The organism is Pelomonas sp. Root405 (assembly GCF_001425165.1).
GTDB lineage: Bacteria > Pseudomonadota > Gammaproteobacteria > Burkholderiales > Burkholderiaceae_C > Pelomonas.
On sequence record NZ_LMDU01000017.1, the window covers coordinates 70,581 to 90,125 of the forward strand.

The window sequence follows — 19,545 nt, forward strand, 5'->3', positions numbered from 1 at the left end:
GTCATGTCCATTCGCTACTCGATCGCCCAACGCACCCCGTCTCTCAACAGCCTGTTCGCCGGCCTGGCCTGCGCCATCTCGCTGACGCTCACCGCCGGTCCCGCGCTGGCCCAAACCGAAGAGATGGGGCGCGTCGAAATCAGCGGCCGCGTGGTCGAGGCGCCCATCCGCTACGACGTGCATGCCAACTGCCAGGGCATCGAGGACCAGCTGCAAAGCGCACTCGACCTGACATGGCTGCGCGAAGGCCGCTACGGCGAAGTCAAGGTCCAGCTTGCCCTCGAGAACGGCGAGGTCAGCGGCGTCGAAGCCAAGGGCATTTCCAACATCGTGGCGCGCCAGGTTCGCAACGCGGTGAACCGTCTGGATTGCGGCCCGCAGTCCACCAGCGGCACGCAGATCTACAGCTTCAGCGTCGACTTCATCGATCCCGCCATGCCCGCCAGCGCTGCGCAATATGCGAAGGCCAAGCGCACCGGCACACGCATCGCGCTGGTCAGCCGCTGAACACTTGCAGCGCCTCGCGCATGGCGGCGTCCACTACCGCCAGCGACACCGGCAGGCGCGCCTGCGCGCCGCCCGGGATCTCGTCGCGCTGGGCGGCGGCCCAGACGGGTGCGGGAAAGTGACTGTCCCAGTCGAAGCGGGCGATGACGTGCCAGTGAAGATGCGGCACGACATTGCCAAGGCTCGCAATGTTGACCTTGGTCGGCGCCAGCAAAGACCTTAGAACCCGCTCGATCTCGGTGACAGCGTCCATGCTGGCGTGTCTATCGGTGACCGAGAGGTCGCTGAACTCGGCGACATGGTGGTTCCAGATCAGGCGATAGAAAGCCGGGAAACGCCGCGCTTCGTCGCCATCGACGACACGCACGACCCGGAACTGGGTCGTGCGGGCGATGACAAGGCCGCCATCGGTGGTGCACAGCGGGCAGGTCATTTGATTCAGCCTTTCAGTACCCAGCCGACGGACAGCACATAGCGGCTGCCACCTTCCACTCGGGTGACGCTATGCTCGCACGCGTCGGGTCGAAAAAACTTGATGCGCCGGCTCTGCCAGATCGGCGTCGCGCACACGAACTCCCCGCCGCGCGGCGAGCGCTTCAGCACGATGTTGAGCCGGTAGTGGCGCCCGGCCTGCACGGGGTCGGTATGCGGTGGGATGGCGCTGCCTGCCGGGTAGCGGATCAGGTAGCTGTCGAACGGCAAGGGCCACGGCGCCGTCAGCAGCAGCATCTTGTCGTAGCCGCTGCCCTGCCGCCCACGCTGCCACCGCAAGGCGGAGCGCAGGTAGCCAGACAAACTCACACCAACACCCGCTCGATGCCGCCGTTATTGGCCTTGGCGACGTACTCGGGCATCCAGTTCTCGCCGAGGATCTGGCGTGCCATCTCGACGACGATGTAATCGGCTTCCAGCAAGCCGTTTTGCAGGTCGTTGCCGTAGCGCGAGAGGCCCTGCAGGCAGCTCGGGCAGGACGTGAGGATCTTCAGGTTCTCCTGGGCGCCGACCTTGCCGGCGTCGCGCAACGCCGTCTCGGCCTTGAGCAGCTCCTCTTCCTTGCGGAAACGCACCTGCGTCGAGATGTCGGGCCGGGTCACGCCCAGCGTGCCGCTCTCTCCGCAGCAGCGCTCGTTCTTGACGACGTTCTCGCCCACCAGCGCCTTCACCGTCTTCATCGGCTCCTGCAGCTTCATTGGCGAGTGGCAGGGGTCGTGGTACAGGTAGCTGGTCTTGGAGCCGAGCGTGATGCCCTTTTCCAGCAAGTATTCGTGGATGTCGATGATCCGGCAGCCGGGGAAGATGTCCTCGAACTTGTAGCCCTGCAGCTGGTCATAGCAGGTGCCGCAGCTGACGACCACGGTCTTGATGTCGAGGTAATTCAGCGTGTTGGCGACGCGGTGGAAGAGCACCCGGTTGTCGGTGATCATCTTCTCGGCCTTGTCGAACTGACCCGAGCCGCGCTGCGGATAGCCGCAGCACAGGTAGCCGGGCGGCAGCACCGTTTGCACGCCGGCATGCCAGAGCATGGCCTGAGTGGCCAGGCCGACCTGGCTGAACAGGCGCTCCGAGCCGCAGCCGGGAAAATAGAACACGGCCTCCGTCTCGCTCGCCAGCGATGGCGGGCGAATGATGGGCACGTAGTCCTTGTCCTCGATGTCCAGCAACGCGCGCGCCGTCTTCTTGGGCAGACCGCCGGGCAGCTTCTTGTTGATGAAGTGGATGACCTGTTCCTTGATCGGCGCGCTGTTCAGCGTCGCCGGGGGCGCGCTGGTCTGCTTGCGCGCTGCCGGCTTGAACAGGTCATGGGCAAAGCGCTGCACCTTGAATCCGATGCCCACCATGGCCGTGCGGGCCAGCTTGATGGTTTCGGGGTTGGTCGCGTTCAACATGAACATGGCGGCCGCATTGCCGGGCCGGAAACTCTTCTGGCCCATCTTGCGCAACAGGTTGCGCATGTTCATCGTCACGTCGCCGAAGTCGATCTTGACCGGGCACGGGCTTTCGCACTTGTGGCAGACCGTGCAGTGGTCGGCCACATCCTCGAACTCCTGCCAGTGCTTGATCGACACGCCGCGGCGCGTCTGCTCCTCGTACAGGAAGGCCTCGACCAGCAGCGAGGTGGCCAGGATCTTGTTGCGCGGGCTGTAGAGCAGGTTGGCGCGGGGCACATGCGTGGCGCAGACAGGTTTGCACTTGCCGCAGCGCAGGCAGTCCTTGATCGAGTCGCTGATGGCGCCGATGTCGCTCTGCTGCATGATCAGCGACTCATGCCCCATCAGGCCGAAGGACGGCGTGTACGCGTTGCGCAAGTCGGCCGGATGTGCGGCATCGCGGAGCAGCTTGCCCTTGTTGAAGCGGCCTTCCGGGTCGACCCGCTTCTTGTAGGCGGTGAAGTTGGCCAGTTCGTCGTCGGTCAGGAACTCCAGCTTCGTGATGCCGATGCCATGCTCGCCGGAGATGACGCCGTCCAGCGAGCGCGCCAGCGTCATGATGCGCGCCACGGCCGTGTGGGCCGTCTGCAGCATCTCGTAGTTGTCGCTGTTGACGGGAATGTTGGTGTGCACGTTGCCGTCGCCGGCGTGCATGTGCAGGGCCACCCAGACGCGGCCGCGCAGCACCTCCTTGTGGATGCGCTTGCATTCGGCCAGCAACGGCTCGAAGGCCGCGCCGTTGAAGATGGCCTGCAGGGGCTTGAGGATCTGGGTCTTCCAGGACGCCCGCAGCTCGTGGGTCTGCAGTCCTTCGAAGAAGCCGGTGTCCAGCCCGTCCAGCCACCCCTGCCAGAGCTCGCCCACCTCGCGCAGCAGCGCAAGCGCCTGCTGCACGCGGTCTTCCAGCAGCTCGGCGCTCGGGATGTCGCCGGCGTCGTCGCTCTTGCCCAGCGGCAGCTTGCCCGTCGTGAACAGCGCCTGCAGCGCCGTCACGAGCTCGAGCTTGTTGCGCAGGCTCAGCTCGATGTTGATGCGCTCAATGCCCAGCGTGTACTCGCCCATGCGGTGCAGCGGGATCACCACGTCCTCGTTCACCTTGAACGCGTTGGTGTGCTTGCTGATGGCCGCAGTGCGCTTGCGATCGAGCCAGAACTTCTTGCGCGCATCGGCACTGACAGCGACGAAGCCCTCGCCCGAGCGGCCGTTGGCCAGGCGGACAACTTCGCTGGTGGCGCGCGCCACGGCGTCGGCGTCGTCACCCACGATGTCGCCCACCAGCACCATCTTCGGCAGGCCGCCGCGCTTGCTCTTGGTCGCGTAGCCCACCGCCTTGAGGTAGCGGTCGTCCAGGTGCTCCAGGCCTGCAAGGAGCACACCGGAGTCGGCAATCGAGAACATGTAGTCCTTGATGTCGACGATGCTGGGTACGCAGTCCTTGGGGTTGCCGAAGAACTCCAGGCAGACGGTGCGCACATGGGCCGGCATCTTGTGCACGATCCAGCGCGCGCTGGTGATGAGGCCGTCGCAGCCTTCCTTCTGGATGCCCGGCAGGCCGGCAAGGAACTTGTCCGTCACGTCCTTGCCCAGGCCCTCCTTGCGGAAAACGCGGCCGGGGATGTCAAGGCGCTCGGTCTTCTCCAGCTTGGTTCCCGAGGCGTCGAAGTAGCGCAGCTCAAAGCTGGCCAGCTCCACGTCGTGGATCTTGCCGAGGTTGTGGTTCAGGCGCACGACCTCAAGCCACTTGGCCTCGGGCGTCACCATGCGCCATGACGCGAGGTTGTCCAGCGCGGTACCCCACAGCACGGCCTTCTTGCCGCCGGCGTTCATGGCGACATTGCCGCCGATGCAGCTGGCCTCGGCGCTGGTCGGATCCACCGCGAAGACAAAGCCATTCGCCTCCGCCATGTCGGCCACGCGCTGCGTGACGACACCGGCCTCGCTGAAGATGGTCGGCACCTCGCGGTCCAGTCCCGGCAGGACCAGCATCTCGACGCCGCGCAAAGCTTCCAGCTTTTCGGTGTTGATGACGGCGCTGTTCCAAACCAACGGGATCGCGCCGCCCGTGTAGCCGGTGCCGCCGCCACGGGGGATGACGGTCAGCCCCAGCTCGAAGCAGGCACCCACCAGGCCGGCCATCTCGGCCTCGGTATCGGGCGTCAGGACGACGAAGGGGTACTCGACGCGCCAGTCGGTCGCGTCCGTCACATGCGACACGCGCGACAGGCCGTCGAACTTGATGTTGTCCTTGGCCGTGTGCTTGGCCAGCGTCTTGGAGGCGCGTTTGCGCAGCACTGAGACGCGCTCGAACATCGTCGCGAAGTCCGCCACCGCGCCGCGCGCCGCTTGCAGCAGCTCACCCACGGCCGCGTCGCGCTGCGCGTCGGCACCCGCATCGCGGCGCTTTTCCACCTCGGACAGGCGGTGATGCAGCGCGTCGATCAGCTGGCCGCGGCGCCTGGGGTTGTCGAGCAGGTCGTCCTGCAGGTACGGGTTGCGTTGCACCACCCAGATGTCGCCCAGCACCTCGTAGAGCATGCGCGCGGAGCGGCCGGTGCGCCGCTCGCCGCGCAGCATGTCCAGCAGCTCCCAGGCCCGGGAGCCGAGCAGGCGGATGACGATCTCGCGGTCCGAGAACGAGGTGTAGTTGTAGGGAATTTCGCGCAGGCGAGGCAGGTCGCTGGCGTGGAGTGTGTCGGTCGCGTCAGCGGCGGCCGGCATCAGGGGATGCGGGGCATTCATAGAGGGAAAGGATCGTATCGCAGGGGGGTTTTCCCTTCAGAATCATTGGCATGACGCCTTGGCCCTATCCCTTGTGGCTCGCCCACCGCGGCGCGGGCAAGCTGGCCCCGGAGAACACCCTGGCCGCCTTCCGGGTCGGCGTGGGTTTCGGCTACCGAGCCTTCGAATGCGACGTCAAGCTCAGCCGCGACGGCGAAGCCTTCCTGCTGCATGACGACACCCTGGAGCGCACCTCCAGCGGCCTTGGCTCGCCGGCCGACGTCGACTGGGTCGAGCTGGCGCGCCTGGACGCTGGTGGCTGGCACAGCCCGCCGTTCGCCGCCGAACCCCTGCCGCGCCTGGCGCAGATCGCCGCCTTCTGCCTGGCCAATGGCTGCGCGCTGAACATCGAGATCAAGCCGTGCCCGGGCGCCGAGCGCCTGACCGGCGAGGTGGCTGCGCGCGAGGCCGAGCGCCTCTGGGCTGGCAATGCGGTGCCGCCGCTGCTCAGCTCGTTCAAGACCGAGGCGCTGCTGGGCGCCCGCGCCGCTGCCCCCGCCCTGCCCCGGGCGCTGCTGCTGGACAAGCTCTGGGACGGCTGGCAGGACGCCGCCGAGGCGTTGGGTGTCGTCGCCGTCATCACCAACTGGCGGCTGATGGACTCGGCGCTGATCGATCGCCTGCACGCCAAGGGCTGGCGGGCTTTGGTCTACACCGTCAACGACAGCGCGGTGGCAGAACGGTTGATCACCGACGGCATCGACGGCCTCATCACCGACCGTGTGGACGCGCTCGACCCGCGCTGACCTGCGTCACCTCGCGCCGAGGCGCGACCAACCGGCGTATCAGACGCCAGGCTTTGGCGTGCGGATGAGGTCCACGATGGCTATCAGCAGGGGGGCTCCAATGATCCAGACAGGAATGAGCGCGCTCATGATGGGTCTCCTTCGAGGAAGCGGGGACAAATCGCTCCCGTTGCTTTGCGCCGCGGGCGTGACATCGTGCAAGGCGGACATGAACCCGCGTGCAGGACGACACGCAATGGTCAGGTAAGACGCCAGCGGGTGGCACGGGCGCCGTAAGGTTCGCAAGCACTGCCGCTGCGGCATCATCCGGTGATGAACACGACGAGCCGTCCGAGTCTGACCGCGCGACTGAAGGAAGAGACACGCGACCTTCACGCCCTGGCCGAGCGCAGCGGTGTGATGCCCGATCTGCTGCGCGGCAGAGCCAGCCTCTCGGTCTACTGTGCATTGCTGCGTCATCTCCATGCGATCTATGCGGTGCTGGAAGCTGCGCTGGACCAGCATGCGTGGGATCCCAGGCTTTGGCGACCTGAACTGCGGCGCCTTCGGGCGCTGGAACAGGACCTGGAGGCGCTGCAGGCCGGCGAATGGCGCGATGCTGCCCTGACTCCCGCCTGTCGCGTCTACGTGCTGCGCCTGACCACACTGGCCAAGGCGGACCCGACAGCCCTGGCAGCACACGCCTACCTGCGCTACTTGGGCGACCTGCACGGCGGGCAGATGCTGGCCCGGCTGGTGCGGCAACAGTTCGGGTTGACGGACGCTGCAGGAACGGCCTTCTATGATTTCGGCCCGGCCGAGCAGGTTCAGGCGCTCAGGCAGGACTTTCGCGCCGGTCTGGACGCGTTGGTCCTAACGCCGCCGCAGGTTGACGCCTTTGTGGCAGAAGCCTGCGAGGGCTTTCGCCTGCATCAGCGCATGTTCGAAGAGCTGCAGGCCGACGTACCGGCTTAAACCGAAAAGCTGCGGATCTGCGCGTACAGCCCAGCCGCACGGCGGGTGGAAGTTTCCAGCTCCTGCAGCAACGGGGCCACCGGCGGGCCGCCGCGTGCATCGGCAATGTCCATGGCCGCCAGGCTGGCGTTGGTCAGGATGGCTGAAATGACTTCATCGGCCTCAAGGGGGCTCGCCTGTGCGGCCAGGCGCAGGGCGCTTTCCAGATTCAGCCGCGCCGTGTCGGCACGGCGTGCCTCACGCAAGTCGAGGAGGGTGAGCACATAGCCCAGCAGCTTGCCGTCCCGGCCATGCACCGGCTCGGCATGCACCGCCATCGGCAAGGCACCGCCGTCATGGGTCAGGAAGTCCAGTTCCCGCCGCCATCCGCTTTGCACGCCGCGCATGTGCTCGAGCGCTTGCTGCACGGCGGGTGCCGCGGCGAACAGCGCTGCGATGGCGCTGCCCTTGTCCACGCCCTGCCCGCGCAAGGCCACCAGGGCATCGTTGGCAAACACCGCCTCCCCCTTCGCATCGGCCACCAGCACCGGTTCCCGCGAGCCCGCCACGGCGCCGCGGATCTGCACGAGCTGGTGCTCGGCAATCAGCAGCCGCACCGCGTGCACCTGCACGATGATGTCCACCAGGGCCACGCCGATGCCGCGCGCCAACGCAACCTCAGTGGTGGACCACGGCACGGCCGTGCCACGCACGATCTCAGACCAGGCCGCGAAAGAGCGCCGGGGCGACAGCTCCAGCGGGTTGTTGGCCACCATGGGCTTGGACGGGTCGCCAGCCCAGGTGACGCTCTGCAGCTGCTCCTTGCGGAACCAGATCAACCAGTCCGGGCTGTTGGTGGACAGACGCACCGCGAGCACGCCGCTGGCCGTCGGCGTAAGACTGGCCAGCCCAGGGTTAGCCTGGCCGACCGAAGCGCAGGCAAAGGGAGCATCGCCAGTCTGTGGCTGGGCCTGCACCCAGTCCAGCAGCGCTCGCAGTTCAGGCGTCGACGGCGCCTCGCCGGTTGTCAGCACTTCGCCTTCGCAGAACAGCGCGGCGCCAGTGGCCTCCAACGGCTGCAGCAGCGTTCGCGGGTTGCGGAACAGCGCGTAGCGCCAGTCGCCTTCCGTCGACGTGGCTTCGACGAGGCGCTGTTCCAGGCGGCGCACCATCAGAGCGACCTGGGCATGGGCGTAGTTTTCGATGGCCGAGATGCGTGTGGAAGCCACCTCAGCCAGCAGATCGGCGGCCGCTCGCACCGTGCAGCGCAGATAGCGCGGCGAATAGTGGTGGGCCGCGATCAGCCCCCACAGCTGGCCCTCACGCACGAGCGAGGCTGTCAGCGTGGCCGTCACGCCCATGTTGCGCAGGTATTGCAGGTGCAGCGGCGACATGCTTCGCAGCTGGCAAAGCGACATGTCCAGCGGCTCACCCGTGCCTGGCAGTAAGGGCGACTGCACCGCATCGACATCAACCAGCATGCGCACCCGGTTGAGCAGGTAAAGGGCGCGGGCGCGTTGCGGGATGTCGCTGGCCGGATAGTGATGTCCCAGCAGTGATTCCAGCCGCGGGTGGCGCGCCTCGGCAATGACCTTGCCATGGCCGTCGGGGTCGAACTTGTAGACCACGACCCGGTCATACCCGGTCAGGTGGCGCAGCACCTCCACGACCGCGTCCGCCAACACACCGACCGAGGGCGCGGCGCCAAAACGCTGCAGGGCAGCGGTCAGCGTCTCGGTCATGACATGGGGCGCGAGGTCTTGCAGTTCAACGCCGTCGGGCAGGCTGGTTGAAGGCTCCAACTCCAACACCAGCTCGCCCGTCGCGATCCGGTGCAGGGCACCGTCGAAGCGGCGCAGCGACGGCCCGATCCGGCATTGCAGCGCAACGGCATCGCGCAGGTCGGCATTGCCTTGCAGATGCGCCACACGGTCGGCAATATCGCCTCCCAACACGGCGAGTGGCCGCTGAAGCAGCGCGTCGGGTTCCACGCCAAGCAGCCGCGCCACATTGCCGCTGACTTGCAGCACGCGCAGATCCGCCTGGGCAAGCACGAGCAGCGCGCCATGCGGCTGAACAGAGCCGGCCAGATGGATGAGCTCGCGTTCGCAGTTGGTGAGGTCGGCCTGACCGAAGGCGGGTGCCGCTTGCATCGCTGCCCTGTCGCTGTGGGTTTTCTGTCAGTGATTCAGTTGAACAGGGGCGGCTTGCCAACGACGTCCGTCGGATAGCCCATGCCGGACAGGCCGTGCCGCTGGATGCGCAGCTCCAAGGCCTCGGGTGACATGCCCAGAGCGTCGGCGGCAGTGGCGCGCTGTCCACCGGTGCGCAGCAACGCACTTTCGATCAGCTGGCGCTCCGCCCGATGGGCCACCTCCACCAGCAGGTCGGCCAGCGGCACGCGCCCGACCTGATCGAGCAGGCCGGCCAGCACGTCATCGCCTGCCAGATGCGCGGGCAGCCGGTGGCCCGGCCGCAAGATGAAGCCCAGGCAGGCCTGTTCGCTTTCTGCCATCAGCGCCGCGGACACCCGCACGACTTGCGGGTTGCCGTCCAGCGACCCGACCGCCAGCGCGGCGTTGGACACCATGCCGGCCACGCGCACCCGTGCCACCAGCTTGGCCCAGCTGCCGTCGGCGTCAAGCAACAGAGCCGGCAATGCCTGGCCCCGCAACCGAACTTCATCGCTGCAGCGGCTCAGACGCAGGAAGGCCGGGTTGGCCATCAGGATGTTGCCCACCGAATCGGTGATGACCACCGCATCGGGCGTCGTCTCGACAAACTCGGCCATGCGCGAAAGCGCCAGGCTGTCTGCCGAGTCGACCACCGTTCCCGCCACCGCTTCATCGCGGCGGGCGCGCAGCAGCAGTTGCTGCTGGTCATCGACGAGGAACGGCGTTGCCGAGATATCAAGCGCCCCGGCCGTGGCGAGCGCGCGCACCCGTATCTCTCCGGCACGACCGGTGCTGCGCGCATTCGCCAGCAGCTCGGCTACGGCGACTCGCGCCGACGGGGGCAGGCTGTCGACCAGCGGCCTGCCTTGGATCAAGCTGAGCTCGTGGCCGAGCAGCACGGCACTGGCGGCGTTGGCCTCCAGCACCACCAGGGTATTGGCGTCGAGCGCCAGCACGGCGTCGTTGGCGACCTGGAACAACAGCTGGTAGCGCGACTCGGCCTGGCGACGGTTCCAGTAATGGCGCTCCATGTCTTGCTGCGCCTCGACGAAACGCTGCTGAATGGCGGCCACGACCCGCAGGTCGCGGCCTACGGCCAGCACCGGTCCGTCGACGCCCAGGCGGATGGCCGACCAGGTGACGGGCAGTTCCTCGCCACCCGCGTTCGGGTGCGCCGGATGGCTGACCTCGCGGCGCCGCGACACAATCCCTTTCTGGCTCACCTCGTCGAGCAGGGACTGGATCTTGGAGCGGGTGCTGGTGCTGACGGTGTCGACCCAGCGCTGGCCGACCCACTCGCCGCAGCGATGCGCCTGCACGGCCGCGCCTTCGGCGACGGACGAGATGACGCCGTCCTTGTCAATGACCAGGGCGATGTCGCTGGCCACCCGCGCAATCGTCGTCGCCAGCTCGTTGGCCAGCGGCGACAGGGCACTGAGGTCGGGTTCAAGAGGCGTGGGCACCGGCGTTCTCGATCAGGTGATGACGCCCCGGGGCAACTGCTGGCCCCGGTGAAGGCGTCATGAATTATCACAAACACGCTGATCGTAGGCGCGGTCGGGTGCCGCACTTGGCTAAATGCAGTGTGGGCGGTTCATCCCGGGGCGGCTGGCTTGGTCACGGCGGCTGGCAGCGTCTCCAGCGCCTTGAGGTCATCGGGGGTCACGGTGGCGACGCCCGATGCGGCGGTGGCGGCCGGCATGGCCGTCATCAGCAGTTCGGGGTGATGCTTGGCCATCTCGGCGCCGTAAAGCGGCTTGTGCGCGCCCTGGTGGCAGGTGGCGCAGTTGACCTTGGCCACATCACCACCCGGCCCCAGGCGGTTGGCCGGGAAGGTGCTGGTCAGCGGCACCATGTGCTCCAGATTCAGTTCGCGCGCCATGCGGATGCCATGCCAGGCGCTCAGCCGCGGCGGCGAGCTGTTCTCCCAGGATCCCAGCGAGCGGGTGTTGTGGCACTGAGTGCAGTTGACGCCCAGGGACTTGGACATGTGCATCATCAGCCCATAGGTCCACTCGGCCTGCTTGGTCGACTGCCGGTTGCCGGCGGGCAGCGCCTCGGTGCCGGCCACGCGGATGTTCTCGTCGCCGAGCAGGAAGGGTGTGAAGGGGTCGTTTGGCAGCGAGCTCAGGCCCACGCTATCGGCCGGCGCGTTCTGGCCTGCCTTGTTGCCGGCAAAGTCGTTGGCGCCCTTGGGCATCAGCGGCTGGAACCAGACCTCCTTCGGCACGGGTTCGCCGCGGTGACACGTGAAGCAGGTGACGCCGGTCTTGGCGACATGCGATTTCCAGTCGCTGTTGATCTTTTGCGTCATCACGAGCATGCGTCGCGCGACGACCTTGGTGTAGAGCGAATCGTCGGCGAAGTTGGCGGCGTTGTGGCAGTGCACGCAGCCCTGCTTGGGCGCCACCCAGTTGGTCATCGCCACCATCGTGCGGCTGAACTCCGCCACGCTCTGGTTGCCCAGCACCTGCACGTTCTGGTAGACCTGGCTCGCCTTGGGCCCGTCCGGCGAAGCCGGCTCCAGCGGCGCTGGCGCCTCGTTGTTGGCGGCTTGCTCGGCCAACAGGCGCGGGTTGTAAACCTGCTCCATGCCGGTGCCGCGGTAGCCACGCTGCACGGTGTCGACCGGCGGCCGCTCGCAGCCGGCGAGAAGTACGCTCAGGCCCATCAGCGCCAAGTGGATTCGGTTCATGCTTGCACTCCCGTTTGGGAAGCAGCCCGACCTGCGCGCGCGGCGCCTGGCGGGGGTGATACGGGCGGCACAGCGGATGCCAGCGCCGGGACATGCGCCTGGATGGCCTGACACAGCGCCGGGCCGCACAGCCCCTGGCTGAGACCCTCCGACACGCCGATCGCCCAGCGCCTGAATTGAAGCCGGCTCATGGCTGCACCCCCGGCACGACCAGGCTCGGGTCCGCCACCGGCGGGAACACCGCCGGATACATCGGCGCGATGCCGTGCTTGACGCCCCACAGGTACCAGTTGTCCACCACCGTGCCGGTCAGCAGGATGCCTATGCCGCCGGTCAGCGGGCACAGCACCGCGAACCACCAGGCCCACTTGTGGATCGACTCCATCGTCGCGTTGAATCCCATGGTCCAGCGCCAGAACAGCGCCGCGCGCTCGCTGGCGGTGCCACGGTCGGTGATCTGCTCGATCTCTCGCTCGCCACCGAAGCGGCTGACCGCCAGGATGGTGGCACCGTGCATCGCGAACAGCAGCGTCGACCCATACAGGAAGGCGATGCTGAGCATGTGGAAGGGGTTGTAGAACAGGTTGCCGTAACGCAGCGAGAAGGCCGCTGTCCAGTCCAGGTGCGGGAAGATGCCGAAGGGCACCGCCTCGCCCCAGCTGCCCATCAGGATGGGGCGGAAAAAGCCCAGCACCAGGTAGAGCCAGATGGCCGCGGCAAAGGCCCAGGCCACATGCGTGCCCATGCCGAGCTTGACCGCGCGGCGGTACATGCGCGCCCACCACAGCAGGATGGAAGCCGTCAGGAAGAAGCCGGCCAGAAGCCACCAGCCGCCCTGGTTGAGCGGCGGCAGGCTCAGGCCGTAGGCCGGCGGCGGCGGCTCCAGCGCCAGCCAGAACAGCTGGCGCGCGAACTGCACCGGGTCCCAGCCGACCGAGGCCCACATGTTCAATCCGATGATCTCGATGGCGATGAAGCCGCAGATCAGCGAGCACACGCCCAGCCAGCCCAGGTAGATGGGGCCGAGCTGCGCATCGCCGATGCGGCCCAGCAGGTGCCAATGCAGCCCCTTGCCCTCGCGCTGGTACTCGTCACTGCCCAGCGGCACGCCCGGGTACGAGGGCGCCGCGACCTGGACGCTGGTGAAAAGGTTTTGGTATTCAGCCATGGTGGGTTCTCCTCACTTCCAGACCGGCAGGTTGAGCCACCAGCTCCACCATTCGGGCCAGCCGCGGGTCCAGAACGGCCCGCTGATGACGATGCAGACGGCGCTCCAGAAGCCGGCGGACAAAGCCAGGAACAGGCCCAGCCGGTGGATGCCCAGCGTGCCGATCGAGTAGCCGATGGCATCGCGGAAGAATGTGTTCTCGTGCTCGGCCGTCTTCACCACTTGACCCTTGCCGGGGTTGGTGGCCGACAGGATCAGAGAGCCGTGCAGCGACAGCGCGAAGGTGGTGGCAAAGAAGAAGCTCACCGCCAGCATGTGCGCCGGGTTGTAGTGGAAGTGCAGGTACTGGTAGCCCGTGTTGGAGACCCAGTCCAGATGACTCATGATCCCGTAGGGGAAGCCATGTCCCCAGGCGCCCATCAGCAGCGGCCGGATGATGACCAGCGTGACATAGGCCAGGATGGCCACCGCGAAGGCAAAAGGCACGTGATAGCCAATGCCCAGCTTGCGGCAGATCTCCACCTCGCGCAGCGCCCAGGACACGAAGGAGCCGGTGGCGCAGACGGTGATCAGCTGCCAGAGGCCGCCTTCCATCAGCGGCGCCATGCCGAGACCGTATTTCAGGTCGGGTGGCGCAATGTTGATCTGCCAGAGGTTCCAGGTACCGCCCTGCGAGGCGCCCCAGACGATCAGCAGGATGCCGACGAGCGAGAAGAATGCCGTCGTCAGACCGAAGAAGCCCACGTAGAAGGGTCCGACCCAGAAGTCGAGCAAGTCGCCTCCCAACAGGGTCCCGCCGCGGACGCGGTACTTTCTTTCGAAGTTCAGCATGGCCATGCTTGCCACCTCAGGTGGAGAAGGCTCCGCGGTACGTGGAGTCTCCGGTGCATTCAGGGCACGACGCGGGGCAGAGCCCGCGCCGTGTTTTTCATCAGCGCGACGACTACTTCGGCGCTGGCGCAGGCATCGATGAGTTCTGGCTCACCGCCTGCGTCCGGGGCCCGTCGAGCCAGTTGAACTTGTTGGTACTCAGCAGCACGAAGTGAATCACCAGTGCCAGTACGAACAGGAAGGCAAACAACGCGACCAGCGCTCGGCGCGGGTCGAACAGCAACCAAATCTTCCACATGCTTCTATCTCCTAGTTCAGGTGGGACAGGAAGGTATAGACACCCGACCGCACACCCTTGATCAGCGATTTCTCGCCCTCGGCGCCAGGCAACCACGTGCGCCACTTCAGGAACAACACCTGGGCAGCGAGCGCGATGAAGAACACGAGCACAAAACTCACGAAGAACAGCGCCTCGAAAGTCTTGGAGTCCTGCACAGCAGGGTGGCTCACAGGAACGGTCGTGATCTCAGCCATGGCGACAACCTTTCAAACAAGGCTCAAAGCCAGGGACGCCACATCCACACCAGCACATGGGCCACCGCGGCAATCGCCGTGAAGCCGATGAAGCTGGTCATGAAGATGCCGTGGAATTCCCGGGCCTCGTTGTCCGTCAGCCCGGACAACGAGCCTGTTCTGTGTTCAGCCATATCGATAGCTCCTCATCAATGACCTGGGGAAGATTCCTTCGGCCAACACCGCGCAGGTCCCGCGCGGCAGGGACTTCCGAGGCTGCGAGCCCACGGCAAGTCGTTCAGGGAAGGCGTTCAAGCCAGCGCCCCGATGGCCGCCGCGGCCAGCTGCCGCGTATGACCTTCAATGTCTTCAACGCCCACCGCCACGGCACCACGCGCACGCGCCGCCACCTCGGCGCGGTCACGCAGCCGCTTGGCGGCCGAGATGCGCACCAGCACCGGCTGCGCCTCCAGCAGTTCGTCCAGCAATTCCTTGGCGCCGTCGCTCCAGTCCATCTCGGGCACGGCCCGCGCGGGCGTGGGCGCTGCGCGGTCGAGGTCGGTGCCCAACGGCAGGATGTGGAAGAGCGCGTCGAACAGCGCGTTGCAGAACTCCTGCACGAGGTATGTGGCGCCGGCATAGCCCATGAACGGCGTGCCGGTGGCGCGGCGGATCAGCGCGCCGGGGAAGGACGCGGGGATGAAGGCCGGCTTCATGGGCCCGGCGCTGGACGCCTCGGCCAAGTACATCCGCTCGTTGAAGCTGCCGTACATCACCAGCGGCGGCTTCTCGTGGACGAGGGCACGGATGGCGGCGTTGTCGGTCTTCTCGCCGGGCTTGCGGGCGACGGCGAAGTTGCAGGGCAGGCCCAGCTCTTCCTCGAAGAAATGACGCAGGCCGCGCGAATAGGTTTCGCTGGCGACGACCGCAAAGCTGGCCGTGCCGAAGAAATCCTGCGTCACCGATCGCCACAGGTCCCAGATCGGCTTGATGGTGGTGTGCTTCTCGCGCTCGATGAAGGGCTCGGGGTCGAGGTGCAGCAATTCGCCGAGTTGCCGCAGGAAGGCCGTGGTGCTGTGCAGGCCGATGGGCGCCTGCAGATAGGGCCGGTCCAGCGCCTCGCAGAGCATGCGACCGAACTCGCGGTACATGCAGACATTCGCGTCCGCGTCGGCCAACCGGGCCACGTCGGCCACGTGGCTACCGAGAGGGAAGGCCATGTTGACCTCGGCGCCAATGCCCTCGATGAGGCGACGGATCTCGTGCAGGTCACTGGCGCTGTTGAACTGGCCGTAGCAGGGGCCGATGATGTTGACCCGCGGCTTCTCGCCAGCCGGTCGCTCGGCAAAAGGCTTGCGCGCCGGCACCTTCTTGACGCCGTACTCCGTCCACAGCCAGAACATCGCGCGGTTGGCGCATTGCCACTGGTCTTCGTCGATGGTGCGCGGCAGGAAGCGGGCGATGTTGGTGCCCTCGGGCGTCACGCCCCCGCCGATCATCTCGGCGATGGATCCAGTGACGACGACGCTGGGCAGGTCAGGGTCGAGCGCGGCGTGCGCGCGCTTCATGGCGCCCTCGGTGCCTTCGCGGCCCAACTGCTCCTCGGCCAGGCCCGTGACAACGATGGGCAGCTCATGTGGCGGCAATGCGTCGGTGTAGTGCAGCACCGAGGTCACCGGCAGGTTCTCGCAACCCACCGGGCCGTCGATGACGACCTGCAGGCCCTTGATGGCAGTGAACACGTAGACCGCGCCCCAATAGCCGCCGGCACGGTCGTGGTCGAGAACGAAGTTCATCAGACCATCTCCTCGGCCTTGCGACGCTTCTGGATCTTGATGACCTGGCGCCGTGTGTCGGCGCGGAACTCCGGGTGCATCACGGGTGTCTCGGTCCACACGCCGGCGCGGTCGCCCTGCCCCGTCTCGCCGAAGAATTCGCGCATCTGGTCGAAGCGGTGCTTGTTGGCCATGGCAGCGTTAACGACTTGCGCCAGCGAACCGGCGCCCGCCGGGCCCATCAGCGGGCGGGCCGAGATGAGGTTGGTGAAGTACAGCGACGGCAGCGCCATCTGCTTGGCCTTCTGCACGACCGGCGTCGTGCCGATGGCCAGGTCGGGCTTGAACTCGGCCACCGCCGCCAGGTCCTGCTCCAGCGAGGCGCGGTACTGCACGTGGACGCCACGGGCCTGCAGCCATTCGCGGTCGGGGTCGCTCCAGCGCGTGCGCGGGCAGGCGGTGCCCACGTAGGGCACGTGGGCGCCGCTTTCAATCAGCAGGCGCGCCACCAGCAGCTCCGAGCCCTCGTAGCCGCTGACCGTCACGCGGCCATTGATCGGGGAGCGGGCGAGCGCCGCCTTGATCGCCGGGAGGAAGCGCTGCTTGGCCGCGTCGATGTTGGCCTGCGGCACGTTGGCCGCCATGCCGATGGCCTGCAGCCAGGCCTCGGTGCCGTCATGGCCCACCGGCGCAGAGCCGATGACCGGCCGGCCGGCCGCCTCGAACTCACGCACGCAGGCCGTGTAGAAGGGATGGATGGCCGCCACGACCGAGCAGTCCAGCGCGGCATAGAGCTCGCGCCATTCGCGCGTGGGCACCACCGGTCCTGCGGCGAGGCCCATCGGCTCCAGCAGCATGCCGAGCACGACCGGGTCCGCCGGGAACATCTCGCCGAGCAGGCTGACCGTGGGTCGACCTGATTGGCGCTTCTCCTGCCAGCCGGTGGGCGCACTTACCGGACCGGTCTCGGCCTCGCCGCGGGCGTACTTCAGCATCGCGCCGGCCAGCACGTCCTTGGCCTCCGCATGCGTGGGCACGCCGAAGCCAGGCACGTCGATGCCGATGATGCGCACGCCGTTGATCTGCTTGGGCAGCAACTGCAGCGGGACACCGCTGGCGGTCGGCACGCACAGGTTGATTACCACCAGCGCATCGAGCTTGGCCGGGTCCGCCTGCGCATGCACGGCCTCACGGATGTCCTCGAACAGCTTGCCCGTCACCAGGCTCTCGCTGTTGAAAGGCACATAGCCCACGCTGCGCTTGGCGCCGTAGAAGTGCGACGTGAAGGTCAGCCCGTAGACGCAGCAGGCCGAGCCGCTGAGGATGGTGGCCGTGCGCCGCATGCGCAGCCCTACGCGCAGTGCGCCGAAGGCCGGGCACATGCTCTGCGGCTGGTCATGCGGGCCCTTGGGATAGTCGGCGGCGTAGCGCTCCAGCGTGACGCGCGTGGCTTCGCTCTGGGTCTGGCTTTGAGCCAAGGCCATTTCGGGGGTCGAGTGGCAGTTGCTCATGGTGAACTCAGGCGGCGTCGTAGACCACTTCGAGCGTCGGCTTGACCAGTTCGGTCTTGCCCACCATGTCGAACAGCGTGGCCGGCTCCATCTGAAAATCGCGGCCGGTCACCTCTGCGGAGAACAGCCCCAGCAGCTGGTCCTGCGTCTGCGGCTTGGGCCGAACGGGAGGCGCCTCGCCCACGTTCGTGGCCAGCGTCTCGAACAGCGACGCCCACTGCGTGCCGGGCCGGCCGATGATTTCGTAGCTGGCGCTCTTGCGGCGGATGTCCTCGTTGGCGGGAATGGCCGCCAGCACCGGGATGCCGGCCGCGGCGGCAAAGGCGGTGGCCTCGCCGGTGCCGTCGTCCTTGTTGATGACCATGCCGGCCACGCCGACGTTGCCACCGAGCTTGCGGAAGTACTCCACCGCGCTGCAGACGTTGTTGGCGACGTAGAGCGATTGCAAGTCGTTGCTGGCGACGACGATGACCTTCTGGCACATGTCGCGCGCAATCGGCAGGCCGAATCCACCGCAGACCACGTCGCCGAGAAAGTCCAGCAACACGTAGTCGAAGCCCCAGTCGTGGAAACCGAGTTTCTCCAGCGTCTCGAAGCCATGGATGATCCCGCGGCCGCCGCAGCCGCGGCCGACCTCGGGGCCGCCCAGCTCCATCGCGTAGACACCGTCGCGCTTGAAGCAGACATCGCCGATGGCGACTGCCTCCCCGGCCAGCTTCTTCTTCGAGCTGGTCTCGATGATGGTGGGGCAGGCCTTGCCGCCGAACAGCAGGCTGGTGGTGTCGCTCTTCGGGTCGCAGCCGATCAGCAGCACCTTCTTGCCCTGCTGGGCCATCATGTAGCTGAGGTTGGCCAGCGTGAAACTCTTGCCGATGCCGCCCTTGCCGTAGATCGCGATGATCTGCGTGGTCTTGGTGACCGGGCCGGTAGCGACGGCATCGGGCTCGATGGCGGCCTCGGCGCGCAAGGTTTCATGGCGGGGCTGGAAACGCACCGGCGCCTCAGCCGGGATCGTTGAGGTGCTCATGCTTGGTGTCTCCAGTCCAAAACCATCTTCAGGCAGCCGGCGTCGCGGAACGCTTGGGCATAGGCGTTGCCGGCGTTCTCGGCCGGTTCGCTGTGGGTGAGCAGGCCGTCGAGCGACAGCCGGCCGGCATGCAGAAGTGCGTTAACCGCCAGCATGTCGGGGCGCTTCCATTCGGCGGCGACCCGGATGCGCGCCTCGCGCATGAAGGCTGGTGCGAAGTTCAGCGATAGCGGCTGCGAATAGAACCCAGCCAGCACCACCTCGCCGCCGTAGGAGAGTCGGCCGATCAGGCTGTCGAGCAGGCCGGCATCGCCGCTGACGTCGTAGATGGCCTTGTAGTCACGGCGCTTGTCGTCATCCGGGTGCAGCACGGTGTAGCCCACGGCGCCTTCAGTACGGGTGGGGTTGGTTTCCCAGACGGTGAAATCGGTGATGCCTGCTGCGACGTTCATGCGCGCCAGCAGGCGGCCCAGCACGCCATGGCCCACGATCAGGTCGGGCGGCGTGTGCGGCTCGCCCTGCCCGCCACCGGCCACGCTGTGATAAGCGGTCGCAGCCAGTGCGAGCAAGACGGCCTGCTCGCCCAGGCGCTCATCAACCGGCACGACGCGCTGACCAGGCACCACCAGCCGCGAGGCCGAGCCGCCGAACAGGCCCTTGACCTCGCCGAAGCAGCGCGCGCCCGGCACGAAGACCCGCTGACCCACCCACTGCGAGCTGGCTGGACCCACGGCAATGACGCGGCCCACTGCCTCGTAGCCCGGCACCAGCGGATAGCCCATCCCCGGGAACATCGGCATCGTGCCGGTCCAGATCAGGCGCTCGGTCCCCGTGCTGATGCCACTCCATTCGACCTGCACCACCACGTCCTCGTCTTCCATGACCGGCAGGCGCAGCTGGGAAAGGCTGAGGTGCTCGGGGCGGTCGATGACAACGGCAAGGGTGTTCATCAGATTGCC

Annotated in this window: 18 protein-coding genes; 3 read left to right on the plus strand and 15 right to left on the minus strand. The window is 66.9% G+C overall.

Features of this window, described 5'->3' with window-relative positions; all coding sequences use genetic code 11:
• Positions 1 to 3: 3 nt before the first annotated feature.
• A complete protein-coding gene (locus tag ASC81_RS24690; RefSeq protein ID WP_056273573.1) occupies positions 4 to 507 on the plus strand; it encodes a hypothetical protein in 504 nt (167 codons plus the stop codon).
• On the opposite strand, the gene ASC81_RS24695 is transcribed toward ASC81_RS24690, so the two are convergent.
• The 3 genes from ASC81_RS24695 to ASC81_RS24705 are packed head-to-tail and all read right to left on the minus strand — an operon-like array spanning position 497 to position 5,174.
• Positions 497 to 940, minus strand: a complete 444-nt coding sequence (locus ASC81_RS24695) for an HIT family protein (RefSeq protein WP_056273575.1) — start codon at positions 938 to 940, stop codon at positions 497 to 499. The two genes, ASC81_RS24690 and ASC81_RS24695, sit on opposite strands and share 11 nt — an antisense overlap.
• 5 nt (positions 941 to 945) lie before the next feature.
• Positions 946 to 1,308, minus strand: a complete 363-nt coding sequence (locus ASC81_RS24700) for a 2OG-Fe(II) oxygenase (protein WP_056273577.1) — start codon at positions 1,306 to 1,308, stop codon at positions 946 to 948.
• On the minus strand, positions 1,305 to 5,174 hold the full coding sequence (locus ASC81_RS24705; protein WP_056273579.1) for a DUF3683 domain-containing protein: 3,870 nt from the start codon (positions 5,172 to 5,174) through the stop codon (positions 1,305 to 1,307). The genes ASC81_RS24700 and ASC81_RS24705 overlap by 4 nt, the downstream gene beginning before the upstream one ends.
• Before the next feature lie 50 nt (positions 5,175 to 5,224).
• Between ASC81_RS24705 and ugpQ the strand changes: the two genes are divergently transcribed.
• Both ugpQ and ASC81_RS24715 read left to right on the plus strand, forming a co-directional pair.
• Positions 5,225 to 5,959, plus strand: coding sequence for a glycerophosphodiester phosphodiesterase (gene ugpQ, locus ASC81_RS24710; protein WP_056273582.1), 735 nt, complete (start codon positions 5,225 to 5,227; stop codon positions 5,957 to 5,959).
• 312 nt (positions 5,960 to 6,271) lie between these two features.
• Positions 6,272 to 6,913: a heme oxygenase (biliverdin-producing) gene (locus tag ASC81_RS24715; protein WP_056273585.1), complete on the plus strand. Its 642-nt coding sequence runs from the start codon at positions 6,272 to 6,274 to the stop codon at positions 6,911 to 6,913.
• Here ASC81_RS24715 and ASC81_RS24720 read toward each other — a convergent pair.
• The 12 genes from ASC81_RS24720 to bchC form a co-directional block, all read right to left on the minus strand.
• The gene (locus ASC81_RS24720) at positions 6,910 to 9,045 is read right to left on the minus strand and encodes a GAF domain-containing protein (RefSeq protein ID WP_056273588.1); all 2,136 of its coding nucleotides are present in this window, start codon (positions 9,043 to 9,045) and stop codon (positions 6,910 to 6,912) included. The two genes, ASC81_RS24715 and ASC81_RS24720, sit on opposite strands and share 4 nt — an antisense overlap.
• 35 nt (positions 9,046 to 9,080) lie before the next feature.
• A complete protein-coding gene (locus ASC81_RS24725) occupies positions 9,081 to 10,529 on the minus strand; it encodes a PAS domain-containing protein (protein ID WP_056273590.1) in 1,449 nt (482 codons plus the stop codon).
• Positions 10,530 to 10,660: 131 nt separating this feature from the next.
• Positions 10,661 to 11,761, minus strand: coding sequence for a photosynthetic reaction center cytochrome PufC (gene pufC, locus ASC81_RS24730; RefSeq protein WP_082536810.1), 1,101 nt, complete (start codon positions 11,759 to 11,761; stop codon positions 10,661 to 10,663).
• Between the two features lie 187 nt (positions 11,762 to 11,948).
• The gene (gene pufM, locus ASC81_RS24735) at positions 11,949 to 12,929 is read right to left on the minus strand and encodes a photosynthetic reaction center subunit M (RefSeq protein WP_056273593.1); all 981 of its coding nucleotides are present in this window, start codon (positions 12,927 to 12,929) and stop codon (positions 11,949 to 11,951) included.
• Between the two features lie 12 nt (positions 12,930 to 12,941).
• Positions 12,942 to 13,766 carry a photosynthetic reaction center subunit L gene (pufL, locus tag ASC81_RS24740; protein WP_056273597.1) on the minus strand — a complete coding sequence of 275 codons (825 nt, stop codon included), beginning with the start codon at positions 13,764 to 13,766 and terminating at the stop codon, positions 12,942 to 12,944.
• A gap of 106 nt (positions 13,767 to 13,872) precedes the next feature.
• The gene (pufA, locus tag ASC81_RS24745) at positions 13,873 to 14,058 is read right to left on the minus strand and encodes a light-harvesting antenna LH1, alpha subunit (protein ID WP_056273600.1); all 186 of its coding nucleotides are present in this window, start codon (positions 14,056 to 14,058) and stop codon (positions 13,873 to 13,875) included.
• Positions 14,059 to 14,069: 11 nt separating this feature from the next.
• The gene (locus ASC81_RS24750; protein ID WP_056273602.1) at positions 14,070 to 14,294 is read right to left on the minus strand and encodes a hypothetical protein; all 225 of its coding nucleotides are present in this window, start codon (positions 14,292 to 14,294) and stop codon (positions 14,070 to 14,072) included.
• Between the two features lie 23 nt (positions 14,295 to 14,317).
• A complete protein-coding gene (gene pufB / locus ASC81_RS24755; protein ID WP_056273605.1) occupies positions 14,318 to 14,467 on the minus strand; it encodes a light-harvesting antenna LH1, beta subunit in 150 nt (49 codons plus the stop codon).
• A 117-nt stretch (positions 14,468 to 14,584) separates the two neighbouring features.
• Positions 14,585 to 16,069, minus strand: a complete 1,485-nt coding sequence (gene bchZ, locus ASC81_RS24760) for a chlorophyllide a reductase subunit Z (RefSeq protein ID WP_056273608.1) — start codon at positions 16,067 to 16,069, stop codon at positions 14,585 to 14,587.
• Positions 16,069 to 17,559: a chlorophyllide a reductase subunit Y gene (gene bchY, locus ASC81_RS24765; RefSeq protein WP_082536811.1), complete on the minus strand. Its 1,491-nt coding sequence runs from the start codon at positions 17,557 to 17,559 to the stop codon at positions 16,069 to 16,071. The genes bchZ and bchY overlap by 1 nt, the downstream gene beginning before the upstream one ends.
• Before the next feature lie 7 nt (positions 17,560 to 17,566).
• The gene (locus ASC81_RS24770; protein WP_056273614.1) at positions 17,567 to 18,586 is read right to left on the minus strand and encodes a chlorophyllide a reductase iron protein subunit X; all 1,020 of its coding nucleotides are present in this window, start codon (positions 18,584 to 18,586) and stop codon (positions 17,567 to 17,569) included.
• Positions 18,583 to 19,536, minus strand: a complete 954-nt coding sequence (gene bchC / locus ASC81_RS24775) for a chlorophyll synthesis pathway protein BchC (RefSeq protein WP_056273616.1) — start codon at positions 19,534 to 19,536, stop codon at positions 18,583 to 18,585. Before bchC ends, ASC81_RS24770 begins: the two co-directional genes overlap by 4 nt.
• Positions 19,537 to 19,545 lie beyond the last annotated feature (9 nt).

Bases quoted from the DNA above. Each gene is read 5' to 3' on its own strand.
- ASC81_RS24695 (WP_056273575.1), bottom strand. From the start codon at position 940: ATGACCTGCCCGCTGTGCACCACCGATGGCGGCCTTGTCATCGCCCGC.
- bchC (WP_056273616.1), bottom strand. From the start codon at position 19,536: ATGAACACCCTTGCCGTTGTCATCGACCGCCCCGAGCACCTCAGCCTT.
- ASC81_RS24750 (WP_056273602.1), bottom strand. From the start codon at position 14,294: ATGGCTGAGATCACGACCGTTCCTGTGAGCCACCCTGCTGTGCAGGAC.
- ASC81_RS24770 (WP_056273614.1), bottom strand. From the start codon at position 18,586: ATGAGCACCTCAACGATCCCGGCTGAGGCGCCGGTGCGTTTCCAGCCC.
- ASC81_RS24720 (WP_056273588.1), bottom strand. From the start codon at position 9,045: ATGCAAGCGGCACCCGCCTTCGGTCAGGCCGACCTCACCAACTGCGAA.
- pufB (WP_056273605.1), bottom strand. From the start codon at position 14,467: ATGGCTGAACACAGAACAGGCTCGTTGTCCGGGCTGACGGACAACGAG.
- pufM (WP_056273593.1), bottom strand. From the start codon at position 12,929: ATGGCTGAATACCAAAACCTTTTCACCAGCGTCCAGGTCGCGGCGCCC.
- ugpQ (WP_056273582.1), top strand. From the start codon at position 5,225: ATGACGCCTTGGCCCTATCCCTTGTGGCTCGCCCACCGCGGCGCGGGC.
- pufC (WP_082536810.1), bottom strand. From the start codon at position 11,761: ATGAACCGAATCCACTTGGCGCTGATGGGCCTGAGCGTACTTCTCGCC.
- pufA (WP_056273600.1), bottom strand. From the start codon at position 14,058: ATGTGGAAGATTTGGTTGCTGTTCGACCCGCGCCGAGCGCTGGTCGCG.
- ASC81_RS24705 (WP_056273579.1), bottom strand. From the start codon at position 5,174: ATGAATGCCCCGCATCCCCTGATGCCGGCCGCCGCTGACGCGACCGAC.
- bchZ (WP_056273608.1), bottom strand. From the start codon at position 16,069: ATGAACTTCGTTCTCGACCACGACCGTGCCGGCGGCTATTGGGGCGCG.
- bchY (WP_082536811.1), bottom strand. From the start codon at position 17,559: ATGAGCAACTGCCACTCGACCCCCGAAATGGCCTTGGCTCAAAGCCAG.
- ASC81_RS24715 (WP_056273585.1), top strand. From the start codon at position 6,272: ATGAACACGACGAGCCGTCCGAGTCTGACCGCGCGACTGAAGGAAGAG.
- ASC81_RS24690 (WP_056273573.1), top strand. From the start codon at position 4: ATGTCCATTCGCTACTCGATCGCCCAACGCACCCCGTCTCTCAACAGC.
- pufL (WP_056273597.1), bottom strand. From the start codon at position 13,766: ATGGCCATGCTGAACTTCGAAAGAAAGTACCGCGTCCGCGGCGGGACC.